At 36.2% G+C, this 26,465-nt stretch carries 17 protein-coding genes; 8 read left to right on the top strand and 9 right to left on the bottom strand.

Annotation, left to right across the window (positions count from 1 at the left end):
- Positions 1 to 13: 13 nt before the first annotated feature.
- Positions 14 to 529: a DUF2892 domain-containing protein gene (locus C8C84_RS16700; RefSeq protein ID WP_121314870.1), complete on the bottom strand. Its 516-nt coding sequence runs from the start codon at positions 527 to 529 to the stop codon at positions 14 to 16.
- Positions 530 to 684: 155 nt separating this feature from the next.
- Between C8C84_RS16700 and rpmH the strand changes: the two genes are divergently transcribed.
- Positions 685 to 846 (top strand): 50S ribosomal protein L34, encoded by a 162-nt coding sequence (gene rpmH / locus C8C84_RS16695; RefSeq protein ID WP_008464848.1) that lies wholly within the window; start codon positions 685 to 687, stop codon positions 844 to 846.
- A gap of 285 nt (positions 847 to 1,131) precedes the next feature.
- Complete coding sequence (carB, locus tag C8C84_RS16690) at positions 1,132 to 3,984, top strand: carbamoyl-phosphate synthase large subunit (protein WP_121314869.1); 2,853 nt, start codon at positions 1,132 to 1,134, stop codon at positions 3,982 to 3,984.
- 34 nt (positions 3,985 to 4,018) lie between these two features.
- Here the strand turns inward: carB and C8C84_RS16685 are convergent, their stop codons facing one another.
- From C8C84_RS16685 to htpG, 4 genes are all read right to left on the bottom strand, one after another.
- Positions 4,019 to 6,181 carry a T9SS type A sorting domain-containing protein gene (locus tag C8C84_RS16685; protein ID WP_121314867.1) on the bottom strand — a complete coding sequence of 721 codons (2,163 nt, stop codon included), beginning with the start codon at positions 6,179 to 6,181 and terminating at the stop codon, positions 4,019 to 4,021.
- A 63-nt stretch (positions 6,182 to 6,244) separates the two neighbouring features.
- Positions 6,245 to 6,649: a DUF2721 domain-containing protein gene (locus C8C84_RS16680; RefSeq protein ID WP_121314865.1), complete on the bottom strand. Its 405-nt coding sequence runs from the start codon at positions 6,647 to 6,649 to the stop codon at positions 6,245 to 6,247.
- Positions 6,650 to 6,657: 8 nt separating this feature from the next.
- Positions 6,658 to 7,326 carry a signal peptidase I gene (gene lepB, locus C8C84_RS16675; RefSeq protein ID WP_121314863.1) on the bottom strand — a complete coding sequence of 223 codons (669 nt, stop codon included), beginning with the start codon at positions 7,324 to 7,326 and terminating at the stop codon, positions 6,658 to 6,660.
- Positions 7,327 to 7,415: 89 nt separating this feature from the next.
- Positions 7,416 to 9,317, bottom strand: coding sequence for a molecular chaperone HtpG (gene htpG, locus C8C84_RS16670; RefSeq protein WP_121314861.1), 1,902 nt, complete (start codon positions 9,315 to 9,317; stop codon positions 7,416 to 7,418).
- 174 nt (positions 9,318 to 9,491) lie between these two features.
- On the opposite strand from htpG, the gene C8C84_RS16665 reads away from it, so the two are divergent.
- The 4 genes from C8C84_RS16665 (at position 9,492) to C8C84_RS16650 (ending at position 12,807) form a co-directional block, all read left to right on the top strand.
- Entirely contained in the window at positions 9,492 to 9,965 is a 474-nt protein-coding gene (locus tag C8C84_RS16665) for a lipocalin family protein (RefSeq protein ID WP_121314860.1), read from the top strand.
- 7 nt (positions 9,966 to 9,972) lie between these two features.
- Entirely contained in the window at positions 9,973 to 10,668 is a 696-nt protein-coding gene (locus C8C84_RS16660) for an OmpA family protein (protein ID WP_121314858.1), read from the top strand.
- 153 nt (positions 10,669 to 10,821) lie between these two features.
- On the top strand, positions 10,822 to 11,493 hold the full coding sequence (locus C8C84_RS16655; RefSeq protein WP_121315099.1) for a TetR family transcriptional regulator C-terminal domain-containing protein: 672 nt from the start codon (positions 10,822 to 10,824) through the stop codon (positions 11,491 to 11,493).
- Positions 11,494 to 12,807 (top strand): AarF/ABC1/UbiB kinase family protein, encoded by a 1,314-nt coding sequence (locus C8C84_RS16650; protein ID WP_121314856.1) that lies wholly within the window; start codon positions 11,494 to 11,496, stop codon positions 12,805 to 12,807. It abuts the gene before it with no gap.
- Between the two features lie 87 nt (positions 12,808 to 12,894).
- On the opposite strand, the gene C8C84_RS16645 is transcribed toward C8C84_RS16650, so the two are convergent.
- Entirely contained in the window at positions 12,895 to 14,292 is a 1,398-nt protein-coding gene (locus C8C84_RS16645; RefSeq protein ID WP_121314855.1) for a hypothetical protein, read from the bottom strand.
- 161 nt (positions 14,293 to 14,453) lie between these two features.
- Here C8C84_RS16645 and C8C84_RS16640 point away from each other — a divergent pair, with 161 nt between their 5' ends.
- Complete coding sequence (locus tag C8C84_RS16640; protein ID WP_121314853.1) at positions 14,454 to 15,389, top strand: ABC transporter ATP-binding protein; 936 nt, start codon at positions 14,454 to 14,456, stop codon at positions 15,387 to 15,389.
- A gap of 16 nt (positions 15,390 to 15,405) precedes the next feature.
- Here the strand turns inward: C8C84_RS16640 and C8C84_RS16635 are convergent, their stop codons facing one another.
- Positions 15,406 to 17,817 carry a S9 family peptidase gene (locus tag C8C84_RS16635; protein ID WP_121314851.1) on the bottom strand — a complete coding sequence of 804 codons (2,412 nt, stop codon included), beginning with the start codon at positions 17,815 to 17,817 and terminating at the stop codon, positions 15,406 to 15,408.
- A gap of 215 nt (positions 17,818 to 18,032) precedes the next feature.
- Between C8C84_RS16635 and C8C84_RS16630 the strand changes: the two genes are divergently transcribed.
- Complete coding sequence (locus C8C84_RS16630; RefSeq protein ID WP_121314849.1) at positions 18,033 to 19,040, top strand: 3-oxoacyl-ACP synthase III family protein; 1,008 nt, start codon at positions 18,033 to 18,035, stop codon at positions 19,038 to 19,040.
- A gap of 83 nt (positions 19,041 to 19,123) precedes the next feature.
- Here the strand turns inward: C8C84_RS16630 and C8C84_RS16625 are convergent, their stop codons facing one another.
- Together C8C84_RS16625 and C8C84_RS16620 are read right to left on the bottom strand one after the other, a co-directional pair.
- Complete coding sequence (locus C8C84_RS16625) at positions 19,124 to 21,580, bottom strand: TonB-dependent receptor domain-containing protein (protein ID WP_121314847.1); 2,457 nt, start codon at positions 21,578 to 21,580, stop codon at positions 19,124 to 19,126.
- 171 nt (positions 21,581 to 21,751) lie between these two features.
- Positions 21,752 to 26,362 (bottom strand): choice-of-anchor L domain-containing protein, encoded by a 4,611-nt coding sequence (locus C8C84_RS16620; protein ID WP_121314845.1) that lies wholly within the window; start codon positions 26,360 to 26,362, stop codon positions 21,752 to 21,754.
- Between the last annotated feature and the right edge of the window lie 103 nt (positions 26,363 to 26,465).

Raw genomic sequence — 26,465 nt, 5'->3', positions numbered from 1 at the left:
TGAACACTGAACACTAGATTTTCTTCATTTGCTCTTTCATCATCTTAATCTGATCGTTCAGCATATTCTGTTTGTCCAGTTTTTTTGCTTCGTTTAACAAAGCGGTAGCTTCCATTTTGCGTCTTCTTGACATGGCGATTCCGGCTAAATTCAACTTAGCTACGGCTAAATCCATATCCATACTCAGTCCTAATTCAATCGCTTTCTTGAAGAATTTCTCTGATTGGTGCAAATTAGTTTGCGATGTCATTAAACCGTGAAGGTAATTGTAATAACCTTGTTGTTTTCTCACCAAAGCCGTTTCCGGATTTTTGATTTTGTCCAACCAAACTTTCGCGCCCGGAAAATCTTGTTTTCTCAGCTTTAAGAAAGCCAATAAGATAAATTCGTTTTTATAATATAAAAAGATAGGAATGGCGGTCAATAAAATCAAGAAAATACCGTTCCCGATATTACCTTCCGTAAATTGCCAAATACCTGCTACGACCATCAACGCCGCTATAATTAATTTAATAAATCTGTGAAACATGTCTTTTAATTTTTAGTGGCACAAAGGTAATAAAAGGATTTGAAAATATTTTTATAAAACTACTTGCCAGAAAAAAAAAGGTTTGTATATTTGCACTCGGTTTTAAAACAGCCATATACCATAGAAATTAAACAAGATTTTAAAGATACAGAGCAATGAGCAAAAGAACGTTTCAACCATCGAAAAGAAAAAGAAGAAATAAACACGGATTTATGGACAGAATGGCTTCTGCAAATGGAAGAAAAGTCCTTGCGCGTCGTAGAGCAAAAGGAAGACATAAATTGACTGTATCTTCTGAACCAAGACACAAAAAATAATGATTAGCCACTAATCAATATCAAGCCGTTACTTTTATTAGTAGCGGCTTTTTTTTAAACCTGTTCATAAATATTGATAATTTTTAGGAGCTATTTCCCGCTGTTCGTTACAATCTTTTTATTTTTATACTTCGACTGCGCTCAGTATGGCAAATAAAAAGGATTTTCACTACCATCGGGGCTAGTTAAGCATAAAACACAACATAATACAACACAACAAATTAATCTAACATTCTAAGAAGTCTAACGATCTAAAAATCTAAGAAGTCTAAAAATCTAACTACAATGCCTAAAGACAACTCCATCAAATCGGTTTTAATTATTGGTTCAGGACCAATCGTTATCGGACAAGCCTGCGAATTTGATTACGCCGGTTCTCAATCTGCTCGTTCACTTAGAGAAGAAGGAATCGAAGTAATCCTAATCAATTCCAATCCGGCCACGATTATGACCGATCCTTCCATGGCCGATCATGTTTACCTATTGCCTTTAACCACCAAATCGATTATTCAGATTTTAAAAAATCATCCACAAATTGATGCGGTTTTACCAACCATGGGCGGACAAACCGCGTTAAACTTGTGTTTGGAAGCCGACGAAAAAGGCATCTGGCAAGATTTCGGTGTGCGATTAATCGGTGTCGATATCAACGCCATCAACATTACCGAAGACCGTGAGCAATTCAAACAATTGTTGGCCAGAATTGATGTGCCAACCGCACCGGCCAAAACTGCAACTTCATTCCTAAAAGGAAAAGAAATTGCACAAGAATTTGGTTTTCCATTGGTAATCCGTCCATCGTTTACTTTGGGTGGAACCGGAGCGGCATTCGTACACAAAAAAGAAGATTTTGACGATTTACTTACCCGAGGTTTAGAAGCATCACCCATACACGAAGTCTTAATTGACAAGGCTTTACTCGGTTGGAAAGAATACGAATTAGAATTACTGCGCGATCAAAACGACAACGTAGTAATCATCTGTTCGATTGAAAATATGGATCCGATGGGAATTCATACCGGAGATTCAATCACGGTTGCACCCGCAATGACATTATCAGACACGACTTTTCAAAGAATGCGAGATTATGCCATTTTGATGATGCGTTCTATCGGAAATTTTGCCGGAGGTTGTAACGTGCAATTCGCCGTTTCACCGGATGAAAAAGAAGATATCGTGGCCATTGAAATCAATCCGCGTGTCTCTCGTTCTTCTGCTTTAGCATCAAAAGCAACCGGTTATCCGATTGCGAAAGTGGCGACAAAATTGGCTTTAGGATACAATCTTAATGAACTGCAAAACCAAATCACCAAATCAACTTCGGCTTTATTCGAACCAACTTTGGATTACGTAATTGTAAAAATCCCGCGTTGGAACTTCGACAAATTCGAAGGCTCAGACCGAACGTTAGGACTTCAAATGAAATCGGTTGGGGAAGTGATGGGCATTGGGCGTTCGTTCCAAGAAGCGTTGCACAAAGCGACTCAGTCGTTAGAAATTAAGCGTAACGGAATCGGAGCTGACGGAAAAGGCTATAAAAACTACGAACAAATTATCGAGAAACTGACTTTCGCAAGTTGGGATAGAGTTTTCGTGATTTATGATGCCATTGCGATGGGAATTCCACTAAGCAGAATCCACGAGATCACTAAAATCGACATGTGGTTTTTGAAACAATACGAAGAGTTATACTTATTGGAAAGAGAAATCTCCAATTACAAAGTTGACACTTTACCAAAAGAATTATTACTCGAAGCCAAACAAAAAGGTTGCGGTGACCGCCAAATTGCACACATGATGGGCTGTTTGGAAAGTCAGGTTTACAAATTGCGCGATGATATGAATGTGAAAAGGGTTTACAAATTGGTTGACACTTGTGCGGCCGAATTTAAAGCTTTAACACCTTATTATTATTCAACATTCGAAGCCGAAATCCAAACGGCAACCGGAGAAAGATACGTTCACAACGAAAGCATTGTTACACCAAAAAAGAAAGTCGTGGTTTTAGGGTCAGGACCAAACAGAATCGGGCAAGGAATTGAGTTTGATTACTCTTGCGTACACGGCGTTTTAGCTGCTAAAGAATGTGGTTATGAAACCATCATGATCAATTGTAATCCGGAAACGGTTTCAACCGATTTTGATACGGCAGATAAATTATACTTTGAGCCGGTATTTTGGGAACACATTTATGATATAATCAGACATGAAAAACCGGAAGGTGTAATCGTGCAATTGGGCGGACAAACTGCTCTGAAATTAGCCGAAAAATTAGACCGTTACGGCATCAAAATATTAGGAACTTCTTTTGATGCTTTAGATTTAGCCGAGGACAGAGGAAGATTTTCAGACTTGTTGACCGAGTTGAAAATTCCTTTTCCAAAGTTTGGCGTAGCCGAAAATGCGGATCAAGCCTCAGCTTTAGCGGATGTACTTGATTTCCCGTTGTTGGTTCGTCCTTCGTATGTTTTAGGAGGGCAAGGCATGAAAATTGTCATCAACAAACAAGAGTTGGAAGAACACGTTATCGATTTATTGAAAAATATTCCCGGAAATAAACTGCTTCTAGATAATTATTTAGACGGAGCGATTGAAGCCGAAGCGGATGCGATTTGTGACGGAGAAAACGTCTACATTATTGGAATCATGGAACATATCGAACCTTGTGGTGTTCACTCAGGTGATTCGAATGCAACCTTGCCACCGTTTAACTTGGGCGAGTTTGTAATGCAACAAATCAAAGACCATACGAAGAAAATTGCGTTGGCTTTGAGAACTGTTGGTTTAATCAACATCCAATTTGCCATCAAAGACGATATCGTTTACATCATTGAAGCCAATCCGAGAGCGTCGCGTACAGTGCCATTTATCGCGAAAGCTTATGGCGAACCGTATGTAAATTATGCCACGAAGGTGATGTTGGGCGAAAATAAAGTCACCGATTTCAAATTCAATCCTCAATTGAAAGGTTATGCGATTAAGCAACCGGTTTTCTCCTTTAGCAAATTCCCGAATGTCAATAAAGCACTTGGGCCAGAAATGAAATCTACGGGAGAGAGCATTTTGTTTATAGATGATCTAAAAGACGACCAGTTTTATGAGTTGTACTCACGAAGAAAAATGTATTTAAGTAAATAAATAAAAAATCCCGAGTTATCGGGACTTTTTAAGGTTAGTTTTTAACTAATTTATAAGTTGCTTTTCCTAATTCAGTATTGATAGTCACGAAATAGAATCCGCTTTGAAAAGCACTGATGTCTATTGGTTTTAAACTTACAACAGTATTGCTTTCCAGGTGTTTTCCATTGAGGTCAAAAATTTGATATTGGGCATTCATTTCGGTTTGCATGGCAATGGTGAAATAACTTGAAGTTGGATTCGGATACAAAGCAAAATTGCCTTTAACATTATCCGTAATAGACAAAGCAACCATTTGAGTTGTGACTGTATTGGTTATAATTGGCGGGTTGTAATCAAAATAAATGTCAGATTTTGAACTTGCAACATCACCAATGGCAAAATTGCTTTTGGGTTTAATTCGGTAAACCATCCATCCATGACTTGCTGGTTCGTTTGCGGATTCATAAGGTAAATCAATATTGGAAAAGGTATAGGTCAAGTCATTTCCGGTTCTGATTTGAATATTGGCTTCATGACTGGAAGCAATTGGTTCAAATGTATTCCAATCCAAATCGGTATCTAACGTTTCTTTGATAACTACAGTAGTTGCATTAGCAGTTCCGGAGTTTTGAAAACGAGTCAGGTAAGTCAAGTAATTATTGGCTTCAGCCGTAGTAATATAAGCGCCTTCGATTACGGTTTTGTCATTCGGATCAAAGGAACTTCTGACCGTTTGATTCCAAGAAAAAGTATTATTGGCAGGAGTATTATCTCCGACAATTGGATTAGAGACTACAGTAAAATTTAATAAATCATTGATGTTTACAGTGGGTGGTGTAAGAACATTTAAAGTCAAATGAATGTTATGGTGTTCAAACGGCTGAAGGTTGGTGTAATTCCATGTTAAAGTATTTGTTGTAGCATTGTTTTGACTTGGAGTGGCATTGGCAAAAGTCAATTTACCACCGTCAAAAGTCAATTGAATGCTCCCGCTCAAATTGGTTGTGCCATTGTTCCAAAAGCTAATGTAGTAGCCTGCCGTATTTCCCGGAATTGCCTCGTTACTATTGTGCATTGAAACACTTAAATCGGCAAAATCTGTAATAGCACTAAAGCAGAAATCATTGTTATTATAATTAACGGGCACACCTGAATTATAAGTTGTGGTTGCTATTGAAATGGGATTAGAAGTAAAATTGGGGTTTAAATTAGTCGTAGCCGTTGTGGTATAATTTCCATACATATTTGGGATTATAATATGATAGTCACCACTAGTGTTGGTGTATGTTGTATAGTTATAAGTCCCATCGGAAGTGTCAACTCTTCGCTGTGGTAAATTGATACCGGTATTACAATTGTCATTATTGTTATTGAATTTTATATTTCCTGATATTTTATGTGGTTGTAAATTGCTTATCTTAGTGATAATATTGGCATTATTAGGATTGGGGCAGCTATAACAAACGGATTCATCTTCGAATTCAAGATAAGTTGAGCCCCAACATTGAGATTGGTATATTACATGTGAAGAGTTATAAACATAACCCATATTTATTTCGGCTTGAGTAATATAATGAATGCCTGTTGCTGAAACTTGACCTGACGAATAAATCATGTCTGAAATGATAGCATTGTCATCGTAAAAAATAGGGTTGACGAATCCCTGAAATAGATAGGTATAATTGATAACATCACCAACGTCAACTATATTGTTACTGTTTAGATCATAATAGGTTCCGTTTTGAGAAACTCCAGTGATATAATCCTGATAATAACTGCTTGTAGGGATGTCATTATAATAAGAACCATAAGAAAAGTTTCCATTCACGGTTTCATATTGAAAAGGATCTGAAGATAAATCGGTTATTTCACTTCCTCCAGTTGTTGTAGCATGAACAATGGTTTGGCTTACATCATAACACATGGCATCTTTATGTCCATACAGATAACTAATTTCTTCACCGGGAGCTAAACTGGCAATAGGAGTGAAGTAGTATGTAATAGGAGATGTACCGGGTGCTTCTGTTATGTATATATTAGTTAAGGTCTCGGTGCCAATGTTCTTAATGTAAAAAGAAAATTGAATAGAAGATGGACCGCCTCCAAAACCTCCTGTCATCTTTAAACCAATCGCCGGACCATCAACGGTTTTGTTAGGCTTAGCAATAACTAAAGAAAAACTCAATAAAAAAAGGAATAGTAGTTTTTGTTTCATTGGTGTTGGTTTAGTTGGTAACTGTTTGATAGCGATAAAGATATAAAATAAAGTGTAAGTTTTTTACTTTTTTTTCTCTTCTTCTTCCAAATCACTCAAATGCAAACGCAAAGCCGTAACCGAGATGCTAATTTCCCAAAACGAAATACCCAATGAAGTCAATAAACACAATAAACTGGCGGCAAAAAGATAAATCCCTGCCGTTTGTAATTCAACAAACAAACACAACATCGCAAACACGGAAAGAAACAAACACAAAACCCCAAAAAGTTGCATATAGCGAATCAAAGAAAGTCTCAAGTTGAGGTTTCTGATTTGCAGTAAAATGCTTTTGGTATGTACTTCGTCATAATGTTTTTTCAAACTGCGCACAATTTGCGCAATGGTCAAAAACCGATTGGTATAAGCCAACAATATCAAAGAAGTTGCTGAGAATAATAGGGCCGGAGTTTCTATGTTTAGTGTCATGGTTATTATTATTTATAAATTACAGTGCCAACTATTTTTGAGTTGTCAATTAAGCCAATATAACGCGAATCTTCAGCGTTGTCTCTGTTGTCGCCAAGAACAAAGATTTTTCCAACGGGTATTGTTATCGGGCCAAAATTATCTTTATTCCAATCCTTGTGGTGTACTTTTTTGATATGTTCGTCAGCTACTCCTTTTTTATGAATAATTCTTGAAGATTCAATATGTAATTCTTTTGCAATTTGGTCACTTAGAAAAGCGTAAACAGTGTCATTTTCCTCCATTTGCATCATAATGTGAGATGGAATTCTACCGTATATCTGATTGTCTACAAACTTTTTCGAAGGCATTTTGTAGCGATACATTAAACTGAGCTTTTCATCTGAATTTTTATTATTAACATATAAAATGCCATCTTTGATTTCAACTTTGTCATTTTCCCGGGCACAAAGACGATGCACTACTGTTAGCGTATCATTAAGCTTCAGCATTATGAAATCCCCAACTTTAGGAGTGAAAAAGTTACTTGATATAATTCTGGAATTAGCCTTAATATTCGGTTCACTCGAAATTCCATTGACTGTAAATACATTTAATACTCCTGTAAGATTGAAAATCTTCATTAAAACATAAAAAACCAAAAGAGTGATAAATATAATTTTTAGTGCTTTTTTCATGTTGAATATTGTTTAAGCATTATCAAACATACAAAAAAACCTGCAAGCTTTCACTCACAGGTTTCTAATTGCTTATCTCTAATCCCTTTTTACTTAATCAACTCAAAACTTCTCTTCACAAAAGCCGTTAATTCTTCGCCTTTTAGTAAACCTTGAGAAATCTTGGCCAAGTCTAAAGCTTGTTTTACCAAACTTTCTTGAGCCGATTTGTCGGAAGTATTTAAAATGGTTGTCGCCAAATCTGAGTTGGTGTTTACCACCAAGTTATACATTTCCGGGAAATTGCCCATACCGAACATGCCACCGCCACCGGTTTGACTCATTTCTTTCATTCTTCGCATAAATTCCGGTTGCGTGATGATGAACGGTGCTGCGTTGCTGTCCAACGGCTCCAGTTGAACAGAATAATTGGTTTTTGGTACAATTTCTTCTAAAACTGTTTTCAATTGGGTTGATTCATCTTCCGATAATTTCGAAATTTGAGTGTCTTCCTTTTGAATTAATTTGTCGATATGGTCAGAATCTACACGAGTGAAAGTTAGGTTCTCGTTGTCAGATTCTAATTTTTGAATCAAATGCGAAACGATTGGTGAATCTAACAAGATTACTTCATAACCTTTTTCTTTAGCGATTTCGATATAACCGTGTTGGGCATCTTTGTTCGAAGTGTACAAAACCACTAATTTTCCGTTTTTGTCGGTTTGGTTGGCAGTGATGGCTTCTTTCAATTCTGCTAAAGTATAATATTGGTTATCAACCGTTGGATACAAAACAAAGTCACCTGATTTTTCATAGAATTTTGGTTCCGATAGCATTCCGTATTCTAAAACGATTTTGATATCGTTCCATTTTTTCTCGAAATCTTCACGGTTTTCAGTAAACAAACCTTTTAGTTTATCAGCTACTTTGCGGGTAATGTAATTTGAAATTTTCTTCACATTGCTATCAGCTTGTAATCCTGAACGAGAAACGTTCAACGGAATATCCGGAGAATCGATTACGCCTTTTAGCATTCCTAAAAATTCAGGTACAATTCCTTCTACATTATCGGTTACATAAACCTGATTTTGGTACAATTGGATTTTATCCTTTTGCATTTGCAAATCGGCCGACATTTTCGGGAAATATAAAATTCCGGTTAAGTTGAAAGGATAATCTACATTCAAATGAATATTGAACAAAGGTTCTTCAAACTGCATTGGATACAATTCGCGGTAGAAATTTTTATAATCTTCCTCAGTCAAATCTACCGGTTGCTTTGTCCACGCCGGATTTGGGTTGTTGATGATATTGTCTACTTCAACTTCGGTAAAGATGTTGTCTTTGTTTTCTTCAGAAACAGATTCTCCTTTTTTCTGCTCGATTTTTTCAGTTCGGGTACCAAATTTAATCGGCACCGGCATGAATTTATTGTACTTGGTCAACAATTCATTGATTTTATACTCTTCTAAAAATTCCAGAGAATCCTCGGCGATGTGTAAGATGATTTCCGTTCCTCTGTCGGTTTTGTCATGCGGTTCCAAAGTAAATTCCGGACTGCCATCACAAGTCCAATGTGCTGCCGGTTCGTCTTTGAATGATTTGGTGATGATTTCTACTTTTTCGGCTACCATAAAAGCAGAATAGAAACCTAAGCCAAAATGACCAATAATCCCTGAATCTTTGGCAGAGTCTTTATATTTTTCCAAAAACTCTTCAGCTCCGGAGAAAGCGACTTGGTTGATGTACTTTTCCACTTCTTCGGCTGTCATTCCCAAGCCTTGGTCGATAAGGTGTAATTTTTTGCCTTCTTTGTCGATTTTTACTTCAATGATTGGATTGCCATATTCTACTTTGGCTTCGCCAATACTGGTTAAATGTTTTAATTTTAAAGTTGCATCCGTTGCATTGGATACTAATTCGCGCAAGAAAATTTCGTGGTCGCTGTATAAAAACTTCTTGATTAGCGGAAAGATGTTTTCTACTGATACATTAATTTTTCCTGTTGTCATATTTAGATTTTTTAATTAAACAATTTGGAAATACTCTTGTCAAAACTAATACCAATTATGTTGATTATGACAAATTGACGTAGTAACAATTCTACAATCATTATCAGAAATTATGTAAAAATGTAATCAAAAATGACCGTATATTTGCCAATACAAAACATAAATATATATAAGATGAAAAAAATTATTTTACTAAGTTTATTATCGGTTTTGATTTTATCTTGTAAATCGAATTCTGCTACTAGTACTAAGATTGATTCAAAATCTCAGATGGCTATTAAAGGAGAATGGAGGGTTTCTTCAGTGTATTATCCCGGTTCAGAAGTGATTAAAGTTACTTCGTTTGACCTCGCTGATTCCAAATGTTTTATCGGAAGTACTTGGAAATTTGTTTCTATGAGTAACAAAGGAAATATGGCTTTAAACAGTTCAAGTTGTACAGCCTATTCTACGCCAATCTCTTGGTTTATTAACAAAGAAGGTGAATTTGTATTGAAAATATTGGATGAATCTAAAGCAAAAACGGTTAAGTCAGGTTACGTTTTAAGAGTAGCCAATCAAACCGGCAGTTCTTTTCAGTTGATAGATAAAATCAATGTAGGAGGAACTTTAACTGATGTAGTATATCAATTTGAAAAATTAAATTAAAAGAAACATGAAAAAATATAGCGCAATTTTATTAGGAAGTTTAATGATTTTATCAACGGTTTTCACTAGTTGTGAAGCGGTAAAAAATACCAGTAATTCACAACGTGGTGTAGCTATTGGAGCTGTTGGCGGTGCCGTTTTAGGCGGGATTTTAGGAAATAATGTTGGAAAAGGCGGAAATGGTGCTTTAGGTGCTGTTCTTGGCGGCGTTATCGGAGGTGTTGCCGGTGGAGTTATTGGTAACAAAATGGACAAACAGGCCAGAGAAATTGAATCCGCTTTGCCCGGTGCACAAGTCGAAAGAGTTGGTGAAGGAATTCGATTGGTTTTAGGGGAAAATGCAGTGCGTTTTGATACTAATAAATCAACCTTAACTGCTGCTGCTAAAGCTAATTTGGATAAATTGGTTCCTGTATTTAATCAGTATCCTGACACCAATATCCAAATTTATGGGTATACTGATATTACCGGAAGTCCGGAATATAATTTGAATCTATCTGAGCAAAGAGCTGCTTCAGTAAGAACTTATTTGGCCGGAAAAGGATTGTCATCAGCAAGATTTACCACTACAGGTTTAGGTATTGCTGATCCAATTGCATCTAATGATACTGCGGAAGGAAGAAGTCAAAACCGTCGCGTAGAGTTTGCCATTACAGCTAATGAGAAAATGGTTCAAGAAGCTCAAAAAGAAGCCGGTAAATAAAAATTATTTCAATATATTTAAAAGCGTTCATCACAAGTGAACGCTTTTTTTATTTTCATTTTTTTTGAACAACATTTAACAAAACTTTTTGTTTACTTATTTTCTTAAATAATTAAACAGTTGTAATTTTACATGGCTTTTAAAATCAACACTATGGCAACAACAAAACGCGCTAAGGCAAAGAAAAACGCAATTGATGACAATTACTTAATCGAATTGTACATGAATGATGTTTTAGAAACCAATGAAGAACCCAGAAATGCTTATGCTTTTTGCAAGAAGCATGAGATTGAAGAAAGTGATTTTTATGCCTTCTTTGGGTCACTCGATATTGTCAAGCAAACCATATGGTTAAAGTTTTTTGATAATGCTGTAACTACTATTGAAAAAGAGGCAGCCTTTGAAAACTATTTGGATAAGGATAAATTGTTAACACTTTGTTTTACGCTGTTTGAAGTTTTGACTTTAAACAGAAGTTATGTCTTATTTTCACTCAAAGAAAATAAAGAAGGATTGAAAAATTTGAAAAATTTAAAACTTTTCAGAAACCATTTTAAAGAATATATCGTAAATAAAATAAAGTCAAAACCTTCAGAGCCATTCGGGAAAGTAGCGAAAGTAACCGAACCTGTTTTCTCTGAAGGTGCTTGGCTACAGTTCTTATTCATATTGAAATTTTGGATGGATGATACGTCAAAAGGATTCGAGAAAACCGATGTTTTGATTGAGAAATCTGTGAATACAGTAGTCGATTTGTTAGATACTAAACCCCTGGAAAGTTTGTTTGATTTGGGCAAATTTCTATGGAAAGAAAAAATGCAATAAATGAAAACATTAGACAAAATACCAACGGGTAAAATAGAACGCGCTAGTCAATTGGTCAAAACCGGAATCAAAGTAGGAGGAAACTACGTCGCTTATTATGGTGAAAAAATAGTGAATCCATCATTGAACCGCGACAAATTAAACGAAAGCAATGCCGAAGACATCTATGATGGATTGAAAAACTTAAAGGGAAGTGCCTTGAAAGTCGCTCAAATGTTGAGCATGGACAAAAGCATTATGCCACAAGCGTATGTCGATAAGTTTTCATTGTCACAATTTTCGGTTCCGCCTTTGTCAGCGCCATTGGTTCGAAAAACCTTTAAAAAATATTTAGGGAAATATCCCGAAGAATTATATGATTCCTTCACTCCGGACGCTATGAATGCGGCGAGTATCGGTCAGGTACACAAAGCAACTAAAGATGGGAAAAAGCTTGCTGTGAAAATCCAATATCCAGGAGTAGCGGATAGTATTAGTTCTGATTTGGCGTTGGTGAAACCTTTTGCTGTTAGAATGTTTAATATCAAAGGGAAAGATTCTGATAAATATTTTCAAGAAGTTGAAAACAAATTGCTTGAAGAAACCGACTATATTTTGGAATTAAAACAAAGTATAGAAGTATCGGATTGGTGTAGTAAAATTGACAATTTGCGTTTCCCAAAATATTATCCTGAGTTTTCTTCGGAGAAGATTTTAACGATGGAATGGATTGATGGCGAACACCTTTCAGAATTCACGTCGCACAATCAAGATAGGGTGAAAGGTGATAAAATCGGTCAGGCGTTATGGGATTTTTATATGTACCAAATGCACTACTTAAAACAAGTACATGCCGATCCGCATCCGGGAAACTTTTTGATAGATGCTGAAAATTATTTGGTGGCGATAGATTTTGGTTGCATAAAACATGTTCCCGATGAATTTTATGTTCCGTATTTTGAATTGGCAAAGCCTGAAATTATTGGTAATCCAAAATTGTTCAACGAAAAGTTATATGAATTAGAAATATTGCGTCATGACGACAGTAAACAAGAAATTGAATATTTCACCAAAATATTTCATGATTTGTTGAGTTTGTTTACCAAACCGTTTCATGGTGATTATTTTGATTTTTCCGATGAGGATTTCTTTGGCAAAATTGCCCAAATGGGAGAAGATTTTTCTAAAGATACCCAACTCAGAAAAATGAATGGGAATAGAGGTTCTAAACACTTTTTATACATCAACAGAACGTTCTTCGGATTGTATAATTTATTACACGATTTAAAAGCCCGAATTGACACAAAGTCATTTGAAAAATATATACCGAGTTAAAATTGTTTATTTATTGGTTAGGTTGGTAAGAGCGACACTCCACGTTTGAGTCCTGTCGCTCTTATCTTTTTAAGTTTAAAAGATAATTTAATTCCCAATAACAATCCAATTAGTGCCATCACTTTGCACCATATATCGTGTATTTGGATTTAACACTGTGATATTTGTACCAGATACATCATCGTAGATGCCGCCACCTAGAGTTGAGAAAATTTTACTTGTTATGGTATTACTTCCGATGATTATAAAGACTTTACCTATATTGCTAGCGGCAGCCGGTAATCTGACTTCAGAGACGCCACCAAAAACCCTTACAGTGTACTCGGTTAAGGAAACATCATAAATTCCGGTGGCTGCTCCGGTAGTGTTATATGGTTGGACAGTATTAACAGGAACAGTGGCCCAAGTTGTAACTCCGGCGCCATCTGTTTGTAAAAATTGACCATTAGTTCCACGTCCGGTTGGAAAAGCATAACCGGTTGTAGCAGGGTTTCCCACTTGAAGCGTTCCGTTTGTTCTTAGTATGTTGTTGTCAAATTCACCATAAATCAAAGCATTTGAAGCATTAGCATTCGAATTTTCTATGTACAATTTATTGCTTCCGGTTTCTAATCTTCCCGCTTGATATCCTATACCGACGTTTCCGCTACCCAATACATTTCGTAAAGCTTCATATCCCAAGGCCGTGTTGTTGGTTCCTGAGGCATTTTGGCGCAAAGACGCAAAGCCCACTGCAGTATTATTATCGCTATTAGAGGTCGTTAAAGCATTTCTTCCGACAGCCACATTATTATTGGCCGAACTATTAGAAAATAATGCTCCCGAACCAATGGCTGTATTTGTAATTCCGGTAGTATTTGAGAATAAAGCAAATTCACCTAGACCGACATTTAATCTTCCTGTTGATAAATTAGGCATTACATTTACCCCAAAAGCTGTATTTCTTACACCAGCTTGAGTTCCAAAATTAATGGTAGGATTAAGCATTGAATTAGCGCCAAAAGAGGTGTTTCCGTTGTTGGAATTAAAACCTCCATCATAAGTTGGGTCACCAATAAATCCAGCTCTAGTATTAAATCTTTTAAAAACAATGTTTTGATTGTCTGTTGTTCCTAAAAAATGGGTGCTCGGATTTGTACCTGCATTTCCCAAAATACTCCAATCCACAGCGGCACTGGTTTGAATTCCAATCCAATTTGTTGAAGCATTGTCCCAATAATAAAAACCAGGATTTCGACTACTACTTGCAAATGTTGCTGTAGTGGTAAGATATACTAACATACCTTGTTGTAATGCAGTTGGATTTGTGACCGGGAATAGGTCAATTTTAGGGATTAATACGCCATCGGTATTGGTAGGAGTAGCTTGATTACTCGAACGAATATCCAATTGAGCTTCGGGTGAAGTTGTGTTGATTCCCACCTGAGCGGCTGTTTTGTAGGCGGCCAAAACAAGAATTAGAAAAATAATTAACTTCAATTTCATATTTCAAAGTATATTTGAAAATCGTGCGTACTAAATTATTTAATTCCGTCAATAAACAATAATCCTAACAAAGTTGAGGATTTTTACAATAAAAACAATGCGAAGTATGGCAAAATTGCATACTTTTTTAAATTTAAAATCGGCACCAATTCCTTAATCCTATGCTGAAAGTCCAAAACATTTCCTTTTCTTATAAAGATAAACCTACATTAAAAGCCCTTTCTTTTGAATTAGAAAAAGGTAAAAACTTGGCGGTAATTGGTGAAAGCGGTTGCGGAAAAAGCACGTTGCTCAAACTCGTTTATGGCTTATATGATTTAAATGAAGGAAGTGTTTATTGGAACGAAAATGAAGTTTTAGGGCCGAAATATCATTTGATTCCAGGGATGGACTATATGAAATATTTGGCACAAGATTTTGACTTAATGCCTTTTATAACGGTTGCTGAAAACGTGGGGAAATACCTGTCGAACATTTATGCTGATAAGAAAAAAGAACGCATTGCAGAATTATTGGAAATCGTCGAAATGAAGGAGCATGCTAATAGTAAAGCCCAATTTTTAAGTGGTGGACAAATGCAACGCGTGGCTTTGGCGAGAGTTTTGGCGCTTGAACCCGAAGTATTGTTGTTAGACGAGCCGTTTAGCCATATTGACAATTTTAGAAAGAACAGTTTGCGCCGAAAGTTATTTGCTTATCTAAAAGACAAACAAATCACGACCATAGTTGCCACACACGACAGCTCGGATGTATTGTCATTTGCAGATGAAGTTATTGTGATGCAAAACGGAAAAATCATTGTTGCTGATTCTCCAAAGAAATTATACCAAAATCCAACCAGTAAATACATCGGTTCACTTTTTGGAGATGTCAATGAAATAGAAGTTAATAGTAAGATTCAATATATTTTTCCACACCAACTGAAAGTGGTTCTCAAATCGGAATTAGAAGTTGAAATCGTCAATAGTTTTTACAAAGGCAGTCATTATTTGATGGAAGCTAAGCGAGGTGAAGAAACCATTTTCTTTGAAAATCCAACTGATATTCCCATCGGAACGACCATTTGTCTCAAAATAAAAAACCCTGAAATCGATTAATCTCAGGGTTTCTTTTTTAGTTTTTCAAATACTTTTCAAGGAATTGGTCTTGTTCCCAAAGCAAGTGAAGAATATTGTCTTTGGCCGCATAACCATGGCTTTCTTTTGGTAGTAATACCAAACGAACCGGCGCACCTAAATTTTTCAACGCTTGGAAATAACGCTCAGATTGCAAAGTAAAAGTGCCCGGATTGTTATCGGCTTCACCATGAACTAATAACAATGGTGTTTTCATCTTATCGGCATTCATAAACGGCGACATGCCATTGTATATTTCCGGTACATCCCAATAATTTCTTTGCTCACTTTGGAAACCAAAAGGGGTCAAAGTTCTGTTGTAAGCACCACTTCGGGCGATTCCGCAGGCGAATAAATTAGAATGTGTCAATAAATTAGCCGTCATAAAAGCACCATAAGAATGACCACCAATCGCTACTTTTTTACGGTTGATATAACCTAGATTATCAACTGCATCAATCGCTGCTTCTGCATTGGCGATTAATTGTGGCATAAAAGTGTCGTTTGGTTCCGTTTTACCTTCGCCAATAATTGGGAAAGAAGCGTCGTCTAACACCGCATAACCTTTGGTTACCCAATAGATAAACGAGCCGTAGTTTGGAAACGTAAACTCATTTGGGTTTTTGTTGCTTTGGCCAGCGCTGCTTTTGTCTTTAAATTCTTCAGGGTAAGCCCAAATTAACAAAGGTAATTTCTCCGCTTTTTTATTTCGGTCATATCCGGCCGGTAAATACAAAGTTCCGGATAGCTCTACACCGTCTTTTCTTTTGTATTTAATCACTTCTTTGTAAACATTTTTAATGCTTTCAAAAGGGTTTTTAAAGTTGGTGATTTGGGTTAGTTTTCCCGATTTGATGTTTCTGAAATAGTAATTCGGAAAGTCATTTTTAGACTGAATTTGTACCAAAACATCGCCTTTTTTGAAATCTTCAATCGATTGTAAATCCTCTTTTTTGTCTTTGAAGGTAGATTTATACAAACGTTTAGATTTTAGCGTAGCCAGATTGAATTCGTCAATAAATGGAAATTGTCCTTCTTTGGTAAAACCGTCACCCATTAAGTAAGTGTTGTTATTTTCGATGGCCAACACATAGCGATTGTATTGGTTTCTTTTGGTTTCAAAATTACCCGGATCGGAATAAATGTCCTGAGAATTTCTATCCCAAATGATTTTTGGTGCTTGAGCCGGATTTGACGGATTGAATAAATACGTTTTTTGGTTGCGAGTATCATACCAATCATCATAAGCAATCGCAGTTGTTTCGTTGCCCCAAATGATTCCGGCAAAACGTTGTTGGGTTTTGAGAACCGATTTTGGTTTGGCCGAAAATGGTGCATCCCAATTGAAAATTTCATCTCTGAAATCAACTTTTTTGGCTTGATCTCCTTCGTCTAAAGCGATAACATAGGAAAGCGTTGCCGGCTTGTCAGCTCTCCAATTCATGCTTCTTTTTCCTTTTCTAACCGATGAAAAACCTTTAGGAATTACTTCACTCAATGGAACTTCGTTCACTACTTTAACTTCTCTTCCGGTTAGATCATAAACGACTGATTTTTGTGGAAAACGACTCAGCGGAACGATATAAGAATAAGGTTTTAAAATGGTCGTAATCATCAAATAATTCCCGTCAGGCGAGAAGCTTTCTCCGGCATAAATGTCAGCCGATTTGAATAGTTCTGTTTTCCCTGATAACGATACTTTATACAATTCCGAAGTTACTAAGGCGTCAAAATTAGCTTCATCTGTTTTGTTTTTTAATAAATCCTGATAGGTTCTGTTTTGTGATTTTGAACCATCGCTGGTCGAAACCGTCGGTCCTTTTGGCAAGTCTTTTTTATTGTCGATTAAAGCAGCGCGATTTTTTGGCAACATTTTTACCAAAAGCGTTTCATTGTCTTTCATCCAACTGTATGGATTTCCTAAGTTGGCATTTAAATTGTCATTCGTAACTTTTTTGGCGGAAGCCGTAACGACATCAATTACCCAAAGTTCAACGCCGGTATTTGTCGTGTTGGTAAACCCAATTTTCTTTTCGTTTTGTGACCAAGAAATGTTGGTGATTCGAGGATTTTGGGGTAAACCTGAAACTTGTGTTTCAACTTTGTCGCTTACTTTTCGCAACTTCAAATTGTTGATGTAAGTTACGGTGCTTGAGATATTAGTAATCGGATTAATTCTTAAACCACCCAAACGCATTTCTTCTTGATTCAGGTCGTCGAGTGTTTTATAGGTATTTCGGTAACTCAAAAGCATGTATTCTTTTTTAGAATCCATACTGACTGAAGGCGAGCGATCATAATCGGCTAAAGCCAAAATTTCAGCGGAAGGTTTTTGATAATTCAGATTTTCTTGAGCCCAAGAAGAAAATCCCAATCCGACTAATAAAAGAAGGGTAAGATGTAATTTCATATGCTGTTAGTTGGTTTAAAATTGATTTAAATAGTTGGTCTAAATTACTTTATAATGGTTACAATAATTTTAAGATTTTGTTAAATTTAATCCTGAAAAACAACGGCTAAGGATTGGTCATTTTTGCTAATTTTCAAAATTGAATCCAAAAAGGGCTTTTAGAAATATAAGATTGTTAAATTTGCTGTTCTCATTTTATTAAATAAGCAAAGAATATGTTTCACTCCAAAATAACAGGTTTAGGGTTTTATGTTCCGGATAATGTGGTGACCAATGATGATTTGGCCAAAATAATGGATACCAATGACGAATGGATTCAGGAACGAACCGGCATTAAAGAAAGAAGACACATCAAAAGAGGTGAAGATACCACCACTACAATGGGCGTAAAAGCGGCCAAAATTGCTATAGAACGTTCAGGTGTTGCTAATGACGATATAGATTTTATAGTATTCGCTACTATTTCACCCGATTTTTATTTTCCCGGTCCTGGTGTGGCTTTGCAAAAAGAATTGGGATTGAAAACGATTGGTGCTTTGGACATTCGCAACCAATGTTCGGGTTTTATTTATGCCTTATCTGTTGCCGATCAATACATCAAAACCGGAATGTATAAAAATATTTTGGTTGTCGCTTCTGAGTTGCAATCTTTAGGATTAGACATGACCGATAGAGGTAGAGGTGTTTCGGTTATTTTTGGGGATGGTGCCGGAGCCGCAATGTTGAGTAGAGAGGAAGATGTGTCTAAAGGAATCTTGTCAACTCATTTGCATTCAGAAGGAGAACACGCGAAAGAATTAGCGGTTTTAGCACCCGGAATGGGCGGAAGATGGGTTACTGATATTATCGCAGAGAATAATCCGGAAGACGAAAGTTACTTTCCTTATATGAACGGACAATTTGTGTTTAAAAATGCGGTAGTTCGTTTCAGCGAAGTGATTAACGAAGGCTTGCAAGCCAATAATTTACAGGTTTCTGACATTGATTTATTGATTCCGCATCAGGCGAATTTGAGAATTTCACAGTTTATTCAGCAAAAATTCAAATTGACCGATGACCAAGTATTCAATAACATTCAAAAATATGGAAATACCACTGCGGCTTCCATTCCGATTGCTTTGACTGAAGCTTGGGAGCAAGGTAAAATCAAAGAAGGCGATACGATTGTTTTAGCGGCTTTCGGTAGTGGATTTACTTGGGCAAGTGCCATCATAAAGTGGTAGAAACCTAACTTTTATAAATAGAAAAAGCCAAACTTTACGTTTGGCTTTTTCATAACAACTAATTCAAATAATCCTTGTGATAATTATAAAAGGCCACCACTACCTTGTGTTTCGTTTTGATCTCTTTGCTTGCGTTGCATAGCACTATTTTTACCGCCACCAAACATATAATTGAATCCTACGTAGAATGTTTGACTTTCCCAGTAAAAGGCTCCGACTTGACGATAAGGAATACTTCCGTCAAAAGCAAAATGCATCGTTTCAAAAACGTCATTTACTCTGGCTGTGATACTTCCTTTTCCTTTCAGAATAGTATAAGTTGAGCCAATATCCATTTTATACATAGGTTTTCTTTCAAACTGTAATCCTAAATCTTTTCCTCTGTACATCGCAAATAAATTGAATCTTAATTTTTTGGTCGCTACAAAGTTGTTGTTAATTCTTGCGTTGAAGATAACTACATCGGCTTCTGCTCTTTCTTGTTCTTGGGTATTGGCGTTTTGAACCGTCCCTCTCACTTTTTTGAAATAAGCATCACTACTGGCATTCACTGACCACCACGGTGTTAATTTTAAGTTGGCAGAAACTTCCGCGCCAACAGCACTATTGTCATCAAAATTGTCATAAGAAATGATATCTTGATTGTTGTTGTCAGGGTTTTTATAAATGATTCTACCGATTTCATCATTGATTTGTCTGTAGAAAACACCCGAAGTAATAGAACCGATTTTGGTAATTCTGGTGTAGTTTACTTCAAAAGAGTTGGTGAATTGCGGTTCCAATGAAGGATTTCCTCTTGATTCTACCAATGGTGTTGTCCATTCTCTAATCGGGCTGATTTGTCCGATGCTTGGTCGGTCAACACGTCTTGAATAATTAAAGTTAAAAGAGTCTTTATCACTCGCTTTATAATTGAAGAATACCGATGGATAAACCGAGAAGATATCGTCTTTAATATTACTTTGGTCATTAATGTTTTCTGTCGGATTTGAGGAAGTCACGACATTTTCAAAATCACCGTCGATTTCATATTGTTCTAATCTTACTCCGGCTTGAACACTCCATTTTTTCCATTGCTTTCCTAGGTTTGCATAAAACGAATGGATATTTCTGGTGAATTCAAAAGCAGAATTCCCTTGTCTGTTATAAGATTCAGAAGGTTCGCTGATGGTTTCGTCAAAATCATTGGTGATTTTTTGAAGACGCGTTTCGGCACCAATTTCCAATTTAACGGTTTCCGATAACGGGTTTACATAATCCAAGTTGATTTGCAAATAATCAGTATCACGCTCAATATCGTTGTTGGTGAATCTGGTTGAAGTTGGATTGGTTTGAGTGAATTCATAATCCGTTATTTCAGGACTTTTTGTAGTAGAAAAGTTGGCTTGGAAATCGAAAGTTTCCCCCTTTTTAGTAAAATCATGTTTGTAAGCAACATCATAAGTTTGCGTATAGTTTTCAGTGTCAGAATCAGAAGTTTGTCTTGAATCTCTCAACAATGAATTTTCATAGTCAGCAAATGTAAAGCCATTCCCACCGCCATTTACAATGTTTTGATTGGTGTAAAAGGAAATGGTATTTTTTTCATTGATAAAATAATCCATACCTAATTTAATCAGATGAGAAGTATTCAAGTTTGAACCACCAAATTTTTGATTGTTTTCCAAAAGAGGTCTGAAACTGTTGATATAACCATCGTTTTCATTCTGACCATGATTGAAACCATAATTAGTGTAGAAATTCACTTTTCCTACTTTATAATTAAGATTCAAAGCCGAATTTACTTTCGGAGTTACTCCAAAAGTGACACCGGAATTGATGCTTCCGTTAAAACCTTCTTGCGAGTTTTTGTGTAAAATAATGTTGATGATACCACTCATTCCTTCAGGATTGTATTTGGCAGAAGGATTGGTAATCAACTCAATTTGTTTGATAGAAGATGACGGGATTTGTTGTAGCAATTGAGCAGCGTCAATGTTAGATGGTTTTCCGTCAATCAATACTCTTACGTTGGAGTTTCCTCTTAAACTCAATTCTTTCGTTTGCGGATCAACACTTACGGTTGGAATATTATTCATAATTTCAGAAGCTGTATTTCCGGAAGCAATTAAATCTTTACCAACATTAACCACTTTTCTGTCAATTTTTTGCTCGATAGTAGAACGTTCTTTTACAATTTCAACACCGGCTAATTGTACTGCTTCTTCTTCAATTGAAATAGTGTTTAAGTTAATGGTTTTGTCGCTTTCTGACAAAGTAACTGCTTGGGTCACTTTTTTATATCCAATAAATTGAATTTCAACGGTGTATTTTTTTAAAGCCAAACCTTTGATAGAAAAGTTTCCATTTTCCAGAGTAATTCCACCGGTGATGATTTTTGCATCTTCTAAAATCGATACATTCACATAGGGAATAGGTTGTTTGCTGTTTTTGTCTATTACTTTTCCGGTGATTACACCAGGACCGTTAGTTGATGGAACTTGAGCCATTAGAATAGAAAAATTACAGACTACTAAAAGAAATAATAATTTAAATTTCATTTTGTTTTAATTGATGATTTAATGTTGAGATTATTACTGGTAAAGATGATTCTTTAACAGTTGTTAATTTTATTCAACCAAGTAGACTTGGAAAGCAATTATTTGTTACAGTAAAAACAAAAAAACTCTCAAAAATATTTTGAGAGTTTTTGATGATGTATAATATTGAAATTATCGTTTCATGGCAAAATGCGCCTTGAATTCTTTTGTTGTTTGATTTTCATCGGTATAAGTAACTACAAACCAATAATCATCTGAAGGCATCATATTTCCGTTGTAAGTTCCGTCCCAACCACTTCCGCTTGGTCTTATTTGTTTAATCGTTTTTCCATATCGGTCATAGATTGTAATATTGGCTGTTGGTTGGTTTGATAAATTTGGGATATTCCAAGTGTCGTGGGTTCCATCACTATTTGGTGTGAAGTATTTAGGATAGTTGATTACTATAGCTTGAATGGTAGTTGAACCACAACCATATTTATCTCTCACAGTGATAGTATGTATGCCAGACAAAACATTTTCAAAAACCGGATTGTCTTGGAACGAACCATTGTCCAATTGGTATTCAAAATTGTTTCCTTGACCGGTAGCAACAACAGTAATAGATTGTGAATCTGAAAAATCTTCTGTAACAGTATAGGTGACAACAGCTGGTTCAGAGGCAACAACGTTCACATTAACAGGTTCTGAACTACATCCTGTTGAGATTCGAGTAGCGACTAAGGTATAAACTCCCGGTAATACTGCGGTGTAATTATTTCCGGTTCCAACTGTTACTCCTTGATCATTTGTCCAAACAAAAGTATGTGTTGCTGTACTGAGTCCACTAAAGATATTGTAAGCATTTAAAAGTGTTTGTGTTTCACTGTCAAAACAGATTACGCCATCCAGCGGTGTTGGAACAGGTAAAGTATTTACAATAATTGTTATTGGTTTGATATCAAAACAGCTTGCTGCTAAGGTATTGCTAACTCTAACATATACTGTAGAAAGTGTAGTAGTTGCAATAGCATTGGATTGGTTTGAAGCATCAGCTAAAGTTGCGTAGTAGGCAACCGTAAACTCGCTGCCGGTTTGGGTTCCTAAAACGGTAGTTGACAAACTTGTTAAATCAAAAGAAGTTACACCATCATTTGTGCCGTCTTCATCACATACTGTTCTTTGAGCAACCGGAACGATATTAGCGATAGGCGTATCAATTATGGTTAACGTAAATGAAACCTCATCAGCACAACTTGGAGTAAAAGGCGAAAGGGCATAAATGTATATGGTTTGCGATGTTGATAATGTAGTTCCGGCAGCCAAAGGTGTTCCAGTACCATTTGGTCCGGTAAAATAGTTACCAACGCTTAATGCAGGTAAAGTATAGCTTTCGCAAATAGTTACATTTGGGGTATTATCAACATTGAAAATTGTGATGTTAAAGCTGGTTTCGCTTGTACAGTCCGGGGTTGTATTTGTTCTTGCAAAAATATATACTGTTTGAGATGAAGTTATAGTCTCACCTGCATTTAATAAAGTTCCGGTTCCGTTCGGACCTGTATAATAGTTGCCCACAGTTAATGGGTTTAAAACATAAGAATTACAAGCAAAAACATTAGCCACAGCCGGAATTACTGGCGTGTGATTTATAGTAACGTTGAATGAGTTTTCATCAATACAAGAGAATGCTGTTCTGATTTCAGACTCTTTATAAATATAAATGGTTTGACTAGTAGTAATTGCAGTTCCTGGTAAAATTTCTGTCCCAATTCCGTTTGGACCACCTGATTGCGTAAAATATTTATTATTTGGTGTTAATGTTGGCAAAGTGAAACTATCACAGGTTGTTACATCAGCAACCACATCTGCAGAGGTAGAGAAAATATTTATTTCAAAACTATTTTGGGCACTACAAGCCGGCGTAGTATTAGAAATGGCATAAATGTAAATTCTCTGAGATGTTGTTATAACTGTTCCTCCGGGAATCATAGTTCCTGTTCCATCCGGACCGGTGTAATAACTACCAATTTGTAAAGGAGTCAATACATATTGGTCACAGATATCAATGTCCGATCTGGAGCTTATAGCAGGCAAAGGATTTATAGTAACCGTAAAACTTGATTGATTAAAACAAGTGCTGTTTAATCTTTTGAAAATATAAAGAGTTTGGGTTGCAATTATCACATCACCAGGATATAACTGCATACCTGTACCATCAGTTTCAGTATAATATTCTCCATTGGTTAATGTTGGTAAAGTATAACTCTCACAAACTGTTACGTCACTTAAAGTATCAATATTCGGTTGCGAAATGTTTAGAGTAAAGAATAAATTATCGGTACAATTTGGTCCTCCACTTGTAGTTTGTGCATAAATATATACAGTTGTGCTTGTGTTGATTACTGTTCCACCAGGAATTTGTTGTCCTGTTCCATTTGGACCAGTGAAATAATTTCCAACCGCTAATTGTGGTAAAGTATAACCGTTACATTGTGAAATATTTTGCGGAGGAGTTAATCCAATAATTACTTCAAAACGATCTTCATCACTACATGGTGTTGTGCCGGTTGTAGTGGCAAAAACATAAATTGTTTGACTGGTTGTAATTTGTGTTCCTGCTGCAAGTTGTGTTCCACTTCCATTGGGACCTGTAAAATAATTTCCTAAAGATAAAGCAGGTAAAGTATAAGAAGAACACTCGAATACATTAGCTCTTTCTCCAACTTCAACGGTTGGAATAATGGTAACTGTAAAACTAGAGTCAACATTACAAACAGGAGGTGTCACTGTTATAAAATAATAATATATTGTTTGAGATGAACTGATAACAGTTCCGGCCGGAATTTCCGTTCCGGTTGCACCCGGACCAGTGTAGTATTTTCCCAACTCTAATGAAGGTAAAGTATAGCTTCCACAATTGACTACATCATCCGGAGTCATATCAGTGGTGTCAATTATTGTAATTGTAAAAGAACTAGTAGCACCACAGCTGCCAGGACCGCCGGGTTGATTATAGATATACAATGTTGTTGTTTCTGAAATCACATCACCGGCATGCATCATAGTACCGCCACCATTTGTTGCAGTAAAGTAGTTTCCATTTACTAAAGGCTGTAGAATATAATTTGAACAAATTAATACATCTTCTAAATCGTCAACAATAGGTAATGGCGTTACAATTAAATCAAAACTTGTGATGTTAAAACATGATGGGTCTGAAGTTGTATACACTCTTACATAGATAGTTTGTCCGGTTGATAAATAATTTCCTAAACCCGTAATTGGATTGATATTATCTATTGCATTGTTTGATGAGGTAAAATATCTTACGGTGTAAATTGATGTAGATTGTCCATTCAGTATTACAGCGCTTTGTTGGTTTAAATCAAATCGAGCGTTGAGCTGAGTTTGTGATCGAGCACAAAGGGTTAAATTTTGTGGTTGTGTGGCTGTTGGAGCCTGTGCAGTTAATATAGAAAATGACTTTACAGTAAAACAACCGTTCGGTAATTCAATTCTAACATAAATCACTTGTCCTGGTGTGCTATCATATGCTAATGACAAAGGGCTTACGTCGTTTGTAGCATCATTTGCAGAAAGGTGATAGGTTACAACGGTTAATGGGTCTAATCCTTGTTTAACTCTACTGGTATTGGAATCTAAATTGTATGTATAAGTGGCAGCGCCTGTATCACATCTAAACAAATCTCTTGGATTCGGCGATACTATTTCAGCATTGTATTCAACAATTACCGAATCTGAAATCGGTTGACAAAGATTATTATTATTCAGATAGGTTACAGTGTAATTTCCGGCTTGATTTATGGTTAAGGAAGGGCCTGTTTCGTTAGGAATTATACTTTCACCATTTGACCAAACAAACGAATATTCAGTTGCACTTAAACCAGTATCTAAAGTCAAACTTGCACCATGACATAAAGCGGTATTGGTAGATAAAGTAAAATCTTGACCTAAAACATCTTGTCCGATGTTAAAACTGTCAGAGGACATAAAAATTGCTGAATCTGACTGTGGATCTAATCTATCAGCAATCACTAATTTAATATGATAAGGTACTCCAGGCGTTAAAACGGAAGCAGCAGTCATTACTGTAGTTTGTCCATTAAAATTAGTGGCAGCGCCTGCAGCACCGGAACCACCATTAAAACTTCCAAAATATTGTGAATTAGCCGAACCACAAGATGAATTAAATAGAAAATCTCTAATGGTTATAACAGAGATAGGTTCATTGGTATTGGGAACAACAGCCAAATTGGTAGTAATTCCGGTATTCATATTGGTCAATAAAAAAGCAAATGCATCAGAATATTGACATTGGAAATTTCCGTATTCTTCTGAAGCAAATATAAAATCAAAACTAAAATTGGGAGAAATTGGCGTAAAGTCAAATTCTAATACGGTTGCATTTGAAGAAACCATCGGAATGCCTGCCGCTGCTAATGTAGCTTCAAGACTCGCATCTCCTGGCCAAGCAGCAGAACCATCATTTAAAATTGAGGTATTTGGTCCCGGAGCATTTAAGGCATCTCCGGTGCTCAAAACGACACCGCTTTGCATTGGGAAATTGGGATTGGTGTTTTGAAAGAATCCAATACCATTGGTCGAACCAAAATTTGAACCAGTGCTCCATGTAATGTTAGTTGCCGATACACATGGGGAATTGATTAAAACGTTGTTAACCAATTGTGGTACTGAATGACTAGTAGTACTCACTGTTACAGATTGTGAGAAACCTAATGTAACTGTTAAGATTGTAATAATTAGTAATAGCTTTTTCATGATTTGGGGGATTTTGACAAAGCAAATATGCATGATATCATCGTTTAAAAGCAAATAAAATCGATGAAATGCATGATAATTTAATTTAATTAAGTATTAAACT

This window comes from Flavobacterium sp. 102, assembly GCF_003634615.1.
In the GTDB taxonomy this organism is placed as follows: Bacteria; Bacteroidota; Bacteroidia; order Flavobacteriales; family Flavobacteriaceae; genus Flavobacterium.
This window is presented reverse-complemented; position numbering and strand designations above follow the sequence as displayed.

Bases quoted from the DNA above. Each gene is read 5' to 3' on its own strand.
- carB (WP_121314869.1), top strand. From the start codon at position 1,132: ATGCCTAAAGACAACTCCATCAAATCGGTTTTAATTATTGGTTCAGGA.
- htpG (WP_121314861.1), bottom strand. From the start codon at position 9,317: ATGACAACAGGAAAAATTAATGTATCAGTAGAAAACATCTTTCCGCTA.
- C8C84_RS16620 (WP_121314845.1), bottom strand. From the start codon at position 26,362: ATGAAAAAGCTATTACTAATTATTACAATCTTAACAGTTACATTAGGT.
- rpmH (WP_008464848.1), top strand. From the start codon at position 685: ATGAGCAAAAGAACGTTTCAACCATCGAAAAGAAAAAGAAGAAATAAA.
- C8C84_RS16685 (WP_121314867.1), bottom strand. From the start codon at position 6,181: ATGAAACAAAAACTACTATTCCTTTTTTTATTGAGTTTTTCTTTAGTT.
- C8C84_RS16700 (WP_121314870.1), bottom strand. From the start codon at position 529: ATGTTTCACAGATTTATTAAATTAATTATAGCGGCGTTGATGGTCGTA.
- C8C84_RS16625 (WP_121314847.1), bottom strand. From the start codon at position 21,580: ATGAAATTTAAATTATTATTTCTTTTAGTAGTCTGTAATTTTTCTATT.
- C8C84_RS16640 (WP_121314853.1), top strand. From the start codon at position 14,454: ATGCTGAAAGTCCAAAACATTTCCTTTTCTTATAAAGATAAACCTACA.
- C8C84_RS16645 (WP_121314855.1), bottom strand. From the start codon at position 14,292: ATGAAATTGAAGTTAATTATTTTTCTAATTCTTGTTTTGGCCGCCTAC.
- C8C84_RS16660 (WP_121314858.1), top strand. From the start codon at position 9,973: ATGAAAAAATATAGCGCAATTTTATTAGGAAGTTTAATGATTTTATCA.
- C8C84_RS16650 (WP_121314856.1), top strand. From the start codon at position 11,494: ATGAAAACATTAGACAAAATACCAACGGGTAAAATAGAACGCGCTAGT.
- C8C84_RS16655 (WP_121315099.1), top strand. From the start codon at position 10,822: ATGGCAACAACAAAACGCGCTAAGGCAAAGAAAAACGCAATTGATGAC.
- lepB (WP_121314863.1), bottom strand. From the start codon at position 7,326: ATGAAAAAAGCACTAAAAATTATATTTATCACTCTTTTGGTTTTTTAT.
- C8C84_RS16630 (WP_121314849.1), top strand. From the start codon at position 18,033: ATGTTTCACTCCAAAATAACAGGTTTAGGGTTTTATGTTCCGGATAAT.
- C8C84_RS16680 (WP_121314865.1), bottom strand. From the start codon at position 6,649: ATGACACTAAACATAGAAACTCCGGCCCTATTATTCTCAGCAACTTCT.
- C8C84_RS16665 (WP_121314860.1), top strand. From the start codon at position 9,492: ATGAAAAAAATTATTTTACTAAGTTTATTATCGGTTTTGATTTTATCT.
- C8C84_RS16635 (WP_121314851.1), bottom strand. From the start codon at position 17,817: ATGAAATTACATCTTACCCTTCTTTTATTAGTCGGATTGGGATTTTCT.